Annotated in this window: 7 protein-coding genes; 3 read left to right on the plus strand and 4 right to left on the minus strand. The window is 64.4% G+C overall.

Translation table 11 applies throughout. From position 1 onward, the window contains the following. Positions 1-537, plus strand: a 537-nt coding sequence (locus EN984_RS18225; RefSeq protein ID WP_127383866.1) for an SDR family NAD(P)-dependent oxidoreductase, incomplete at its 5' end; no start/stop codon positions are given. Between the two features lie 320 nt (positions 538-857). Here the strand turns inward: EN984_RS18225 and EN984_RS18230 are convergent. Further along, entirely contained in the window at positions 858-1,457 is a 600-nt protein-coding gene (locus EN984_RS18230; protein WP_127271220.1) for a LysE family translocator, read from the minus strand. Positions 1,458-1,555: 98 nt separating this feature from the next. Here EN984_RS18230 and EN984_RS18235 point away from each other — a divergent pair, with 98 nt between their 5' ends. Then, the gene (locus EN984_RS18235; RefSeq protein ID WP_127271238.1) at positions 1,556-2,425 is read left to right on the plus strand and encodes a LysR substrate-binding domain-containing protein; all 870 of its coding nucleotides are present in this window, start codon (positions 1,556-1,558) and stop codon (positions 2,423-2,425) included. A 346-nt stretch (positions 2,426-2,771) separates the two neighbouring features. Here EN984_RS18235 and EN984_RS18240 read toward each other — a convergent pair whose 3' ends face one another. The 3 genes from EN984_RS18240 to EN984_RS18250 all read right to left on the minus strand — a co-directional run bounded on the left by EN984_RS18240 (position 2,772) and on the right by EN984_RS18250 (position 5,813). After that, positions 2,772-3,422, minus strand: coding sequence for a dihydrofolate reductase family protein (locus tag EN984_RS18240; RefSeq protein WP_127271024.1), 651 nt, complete (start codon positions 3,420-3,422; stop codon positions 2,772-2,774). Between the two features lie 102 nt (positions 3,423-3,524). Continuing rightward, complete coding sequence (locus EN984_RS18245) at positions 3,525-4,367, minus strand: protein-L-isoaspartate O-methyltransferase (protein WP_164749051.1); 843 nt, start codon at positions 4,365-4,367, stop codon at positions 3,525-3,527. A gap of 81 nt (positions 4,368-4,448) precedes the next feature. Next, on the minus strand, positions 4,449-5,813 hold the full coding sequence (locus EN984_RS18250) for an Nramp family divalent metal transporter (RefSeq protein WP_127271218.1): 1,365 nt from the start codon (positions 5,811-5,813) through the stop codon (positions 4,449-4,451). Between the two features lie 233 nt (positions 5,814-6,046). Between EN984_RS18250 and mntR the strand changes: the two genes are divergently transcribed. Next, positions 6,047-6,442, plus strand: a 396-nt coding sequence (mntR, locus tag EN984_RS18255; protein ID WP_127383867.1) for a manganese-binding transcriptional regulator MntR, incomplete at its 3' end; no start/stop codon positions are given.

Genomic DNA, 6,442 nt, shown 5'->3' on the forward strand with positions numbered 1-6,442 from the left:
CGGCTGGTCAACAAGGCCGGCCTTGGCGGCCAGTCCGTGGTGGAAACCGCCGATGCGGACGCTGCCGAACGCATGATCAAGGTCAATGTCATCGCCCTGACGCGGCTGACCCGTGCCGTGCTGCCGGGGTTTTTGGCGCGCAACCGAGGTGCGGTCGTCAACATCGCCTCGGTGCTCGCCTATGAGACCTCGTTCGGCGGCATCTACAGCGGTACCAAGGCCTATGTCGTCAACTTCACCGAGGCTCTGCACCGCGAGGTCGAGGGTACGGAGGTGAAGGTGCAGGTGGTGCTGCCGGGCGCGACACGGACGGATTTCTGGGAGCTTGCTGGCAGCGATATCGACCAGCTTCCGAAGGAAATCATCATGAGCGCCGACGATATGGTCGATGCGGCCCTTGTCGGCCTTGCCAGGGGTGAAGCCGTCACCGTGCCGGCGCTCGCCGAGCCAGCCAAACTGGACATTTTCCTCGGTGCCCGGCAGGCCTTCTACGGCAGCCTGCACGCCGACAAGCCGGCAGCCCGCTACGCGGCTTGAGGGCCACCTCTGTCCCCCGCTCTGTCGCTACGCTATGCACACATCTTCTGTGACTGGCGTGACTGATCGGTGTGAGGCTTGATTGCCACGTGGTTCCCCCAATCCGTCGCTGCTTCGCAGCGCCACCTTTCCCCCCTCCGGAGGGAAAGGAAGGGAGCTTTGCTGGACGAGCGTTGACGGCAAAAAGCCTGGCGCCTTTCCTCTACCCCGTCGATCGGGGGAGAGGTGGCTCGGCGAAGCCGAGACGGAGTGGGGGTCGACCAGCGCCGCATAAGAGCTTTGTTGGGGCAAGCCCCAGGTTCTGCAAGGCCGCCGCGTCCCTACACCGTCCGCCACATCGGAATGATCGAGGCGGCCAGCACCAGTGCCAGCACGATGTTGAGCGCGCGCCATTGCCATTCGGTCTTGAGCAGCCGCGCCAGCACCATGCCGGCCACGCACCACAGTGAAAGCGAGGCGGCGGCCGCGAGGCCGAAGGTGGCGCCGAGCAGCAGCGCAAGTTGCACCGGTCCGCTGGCCAATGCCGCGAACGAAGCCGCGGCGCCTAGTCCCATCGCCCAGCCTTTCGGGTTCATCCATTGAATGCCGGCGCCGCCCAGAAAGCTGTTCGGCCTGGCCATGCTCACATCCAGATTGGGCGGTCCGCTGCGGCCGATCTTGATCGCCAGCCAGAGGAGATAGAGCGAGCCGACGACCTTCATGGCCAGTTGCAGCGAAGGCACGGCAAGCAGCAGACCGGCAAGCCCGGCGGCAGCGGCACCCGTGACGGTGGCGAGGCCGGCGGCGCTGCCGACCAGCAGGGGCACGGAACGGCGAAAGCCGAACTGCGCGCCGGACGCCGTAGACAGGGTCGTGGCGATGCCGGGCGTGGTGGTGGCGACGATGGCAAAAAGGATGAGCGGGAGAATGGGCTCGAGCATGCGGCGTCCTCTGTCAGAGGGCTGCGATCGTAGCTGCGTGCGAACTTCAGTAAATGCAATGTTTGCTATGGTCAGCATTAGGATAGATAATGCCACCCATGATCCGAAATCTCGACATGGCGCTGATCCGCACCTTCATCACCGTCGCCGACAAGGCCAGCATGACGGCGGCGGCCAATGCGCTGCACCTGACGCAGGGTGCTGTCAGCCAGCAGGTCAAGCGGCTGGAGGAGGCGCTCGGCTCCAGCCTGTTTACGCGCGACCGGCGCGGCTTGCGGCTGACGCGCGCCGGTGAACAGCTGTTCGGCAGGGGCAAGCGGTTGCTGGCCTTGAATGACGAGATCTGGGCCGAGATGGCTGGGACTTTGGTGGCCGGCCAGGTGCGGCTCGGCGTGCCCTACGACCTTGTCGGCACCTTGCTGGCGCCGGTGCTGAAGACCTATGCCGAGACCTATCCGCAGATCGAGATATCGCTGGTCTGCGCCTCGTCGCCGGAACTGACGGCTGCCCTTGCGGCCGGGACCATCGACCTTGCGGTGATCGAGGAACGCGTCGGCCCGTCGGCCGGTGAGTGCCTTGCCATCGACCGGCTGGTCTGGGTCGGTGCCAAGGGCGGCATTGCCCGCGCCAAGCGGCCGCTGCCGGTCTCGATCGTCGCCGATACCTGCGCCTTCCGTCCGGCGGTGCTGGCGGCGCTCGGTGAGCATGGGCTGGAGTGGCGCACCGTGTTCGAAAACGGCAACATCGACGCGACGACGGCGACGGTGCGGTCGGACCTTGCCGTCACCACCTGGCTGGCCTCCACCGTGCCGGCCGATCTGGACATACTGCCATCGGAGTCCGGCCTGCCGCCGCTGCCGAATTTTGCCATCAACCTGCATCTGCCGAGGCACGGTGTCGGGCCGGCGGCGCAGGAATTCGCGCGGCATATCCGCGACGGGCTGGCGCGGCGGCCGGTGGCTGCTTGAGCCAGGCAGAACTTGGGTTCCTCTCCCCCGTCGATCGGGGGAGAGGTGTCGAGTTGTCCGAACCGGATAGATAGGTAACAGAATGGACCGATAGCATGGGTGACAGTTTTCTTGCTGGTCGGGTATGTCTGTCTTGCGGCGGCGGCGCGATTGACGAGCGGCTTCCCCCACTCCGTCGCTGCTTCGCAGCGCCACCTCTCCCCCCTCCGGAGGGAGAGGAAGGGAGCCAACCTTTCTAAAGCTCGCGCCTTTCCTCTACCCCGTCGATCGGGGGAGAGGTGGCTCGGCGAAGCCGAGACGGAGTGGGGGTCGATCTTTCATCGTGGGGCGAGGAACCCAGGTCCTGCTACTTCCAGTTCTTGCGCCGTTCGAGCTCGGCCTCGGATGGCTCCCCTGTGACAAACGAGCCGACCTTGATCTCGCCTGATCGTTCGTAGGTCGCCATGATGACGCCGGTGCTGGTTGCCTGCGACTTGATGAGCTTGAAGGCGGCCGGCATCGCGCTGTCGCCGAACAGCCGCTTGCCCTTGCCCAGCAACAGCGGGAAGATCATCAGCCGAATTTCGTCGATCAGCCCGTTGGCGAGCAAGGTCTGGATCAGATCGCCAGATCCCTGGATGAGCAGGTCAGGGCCATCCTCCTGCTTGAGGCGGCGCAACGTCGCGACGATATCGGGTCCGAGCGCTTGCGTGTTCTGCCAGGTGAGGGTGTCAGGCCGATGCGTCGCCACATATTTGGTCGCGGGGTTGAAGGCATCCGCGATCGGATCCTTCTGATACGGCCAGTAGGCGGCGAAGATGTCGTAGGTTCTGCGGCCGAGCAGCAGGGCGAAAGGCTTGGAGAACAGTTCATCCATCGCCGCGCCCCCCGCCTCGTCAAAGTAATGGAAGGTCCAGCCGCCGAACTTGAAGCCGCCGACCGGATCCTCTTGCGGGCCGCCGGGCGCCTGCATGACGCCGTCGAGGCTGACGAATGTCGCCGAGATGATCTTTCTCATTCCAGTGCTCCCGTTCTTCGGTCCACGCCGTCGTGGCCGGACTTCAGCCCAAGGACGGGCGACGAGCCACCAGTCCGACATATAAATTTTGGCGAACCACCATCATTTGCGAGGCCCGGGGTGGAGATCTTCCGACGAGAACCAGACATCGCCCGATATGGCGGTGGCGGTGTCGTCCGGCGCCCTGTCCTGCACCAGCCAGATCGAGCGGCTGCGCGCGGCCTGCTCGCGCGTCGGGATCCTCGACGCTGAGTCTGCGAGCGAGGCGCCGACGCAGGGAATGAACCACGATCGCATGAACGGATCGCAGGCGAAGCCTTTTTCGGTGCGGATCACCATCACCGCCAGCGGGACGCGCTCGGCCGGGCGCCAGGGGAAGATCATGCGGCCGCCGGGCCGCAGCGCCTTCAGCCACCCTGCTGGTGGCGCTGCGACGCCAGCATTGACGTAGATGATGTCGGATGGCGGCAGGGGCGTCGTCACCGCATCGCCATGGACGACCGTTGCATTGCCATATGCTTCGAGATTTTTGCGCGCCAGATCGGCCAGCTTTTCGTCGAGTTCGAAGCCGGTGACGGTGCCGCCTGGTAAAACCAGCTTGGCCAGCACGGCGGTGTAGTAGCCGGTGCCGGCGCCGATATGAGTGACGGCCTCGCCAGGTTTAGGCGCAAGCTTTCCGATCCACATGGCATGCAGGAAGGGCTCGCCATTGTTGATGCCCTTGTCGTCGTCGAGCGTCACCAGCACGTTCTGGTAGACATGGGCCGGGTCGGCGCTCGGCGTCGTGACCTTGCCGTTGCCGGCGATGACCGTCCACGGCCCGGGACCGAGAAACGCCTCGCGCGGCACCTCGGTGAAAGCCGCTTCCAGGCGTGGGTCGGGCGAGCCGGCATGGGCGACCAGCAGCCGCGCGTAGAATTTCCTGATGTCTTCGATCCGGGCCATGCTGCGGGACAACATAGCGCGGATTGCCGATTTGTCGCGAGACTACCCTTGGCGCACGGTAGTCGATTTTCGAAGCGGAGCTTAGCCGATGCCGAACATGGTGTCGTAGAGCAGCTTGAAGTTGAGCCCCAGGATGACCGCGGCGACTACCCAGGCAAGGGCGGCGACGCCGCGCGGAATGGCGAGATTGCCCATCTTCTTCTTGTCGGAGACGAACTGCACCAGCGGGACGACCGCGAAGGGCAACTGCATCGACAGGATCACCTGGCTGAACACCAGCAACTGGCCGGTGCCCTTTTCGCCATAGAGCGCGGTGACGACCACCACCGGGATGATGGCGAGGCCGCGCGTCAAGAGCCGGCGTGCCCAGTTGGGGATGCGCAGGCGCAGGAAACCCTCCATGACGATCTGGCCGGCAAGCGTTGCGGTCACCGTCGAGTTCAGGCCGGAAGCCAGCAGCGCCACCGCGAACAGGATCGAGGCGATGCCAAGGCCGAGCAGCGGCGACAACAGCTCGAAAGCCTGGCCGATCTCGGCAACATCCTGATGGCCGGTGTTGTGGAAGGCGACCGCCGACACGATCAGGATGGCGGCATTGACGAACAAAGCCAGCATCAGGGCGATGGTCGAGTCCGTCGTTGCCCATTTGATGGCGTCGCGCTTGCCCTTTTCGGTGCGTTCATAGGCGCGGGTCTGCACGATCGAGGAGTGCAGATAGAGATTGTGCGGCATGACGGTGGCGCCGATGATGCCGATGGCGATGTAGAGCATCTCCGGGTTGGTAACGATCTGCGACGATGGCACGAACATGGCATGCAGGATCGAGCCTGCCGGCGGGGCGGCGACGAAGATCTGGATGGCGAAGCAGCTGAAGATGATGATCAGCAGCGCGACGACGAAAGCTTCGAGATAGCGGAAGCCCTTGTTCATCAGCAGCAGCACGAGGAAGGCGTCGAGCGCCGTCAGCATGGCGCCGCCGATAAGCGGAATGCCGAACAGAAGTTGCAGCGCGATCGCGGTGCCGATGACTTCGGCCAGGTCGCAGGCGATGATGGCCAGTTCGCAGGCAATCCACAGCACGAAGTTGACCGGACGGGGATAGTAGGCGCGGCAGGCCTGGGCGAGGTCGCGGCCGGTGGCGATGCCGAGTCGTGCCGCCAGCGCCTGCAAAAGGATCGCCATCAGGTTGGACAGCATGATGATGAACAGCAGCGTGTAGCCGAACTGCGCGCCGCCGGCGAGGTCGGTCGCCCAGTTGCCCGGATCCATATAGCCGACCGAGACCATGTAGCCGGGACCCATGAAGGCGAACAGGCGGCGGAACCAGACCCCCGAACTCGGAACGGCGATCGACGCGTTGACCTCGCGCAGGCTGGGCTCCTCGTCCTCGTCGGGCCTGGCGAACCGCCATGAGGAACGGGAGGCTGTGGCTTCGACTTCGGACATGGGGGAGGGCTTTCCGGGAGACTGGGCGATGTTCCCTTAAGCTATGCCATGGCTCAACATTATGCAATATGCTATATTTCATTGTCGGTGCTTTTTATTCTGCTGGCGGTATCGGGCGAACTCGCAATCGGAAGTCCGGTTGCACCTGTTGCGGAATGCAAATAAACGGCCTGAAGAATCAGAGCCCGTGCTATGAAAGCATGGATGGCAAATAGTCCTGGGAGGAGCGCGTATTGGCGCTGAAGAACAGACCGGTCCCGCGCGAGCCGCTGCTCGACGCCGAAATTCATTCGGAGGGCTTCCGGCAGCAGCGCGAAGCGCGCCGCAGCGCGCTGGTCGAGGATTATGTCGAGCTGATCGCCGACCTGATCGAAGACGGCAACGAGGCGCGCCAGGTGGACATCGCCGCACGCCTGGGCGTCGCCCAGCCGACAGTGGCCAAGATGCTGACCAGGCTGTGCGCCGACGGCCTGGTGTCGAGAAAGCCCTATCGCGGCGTGTTCCTGACCGATGCCGGCCGCAAGGTCGCGGAGCAAAGCCGCATCCGCCATCAGACGGTGGAAGCCTTTTTGCGCTCGCTTGGTGTCAGCGCCGAGACGGCACGCATCGACGCCGAAGGCATCGAGCAC

The sequence above is a fragment of the Mesorhizobium sp. M7A.F.Ca.CA.004.12.1.1 genome, from assembly GCF_003997835.1.
Taxonomy (GTDB): domain Bacteria; phylum Pseudomonadota; class Alphaproteobacteria; order Rhizobiales; family Rhizobiaceae; genus Mesorhizobium.

Coding starts and splice junctions, on each gene's coding strand:
- EN984_RS18235 (WP_127271238.1), top strand. CDS start 1,556: ATGATCCGAAATCTCGACATGGCGCTGATCCGCACCTTCATCACCGTC.
- EN984_RS18250 (WP_127271218.1), bottom strand. CDS start 5,813: ATGTCCGAAGTCGAAGCCACAGCCTCCCGTTCCTCATGGCGGTTCGCC.
- EN984_RS18230 (WP_127271220.1), bottom strand. CDS start 1,457: ATGCTCGAGCCCATTCTCCCGCTCATCCTTTTTGCCATCGTCGCCACC.
- EN984_RS18240 (WP_127271024.1), bottom strand. CDS start 3,422: ATGAGAAAGATCATCTCGGCGACATTCGTCAGCCTCGACGGCGTCATG.
- EN984_RS18245 (WP_164749051.1), bottom strand. CDS start 4,367: ATGGCCCGGATCGAAGACATCAGGAAATTCTACGCGCGGCTGCTGGTC.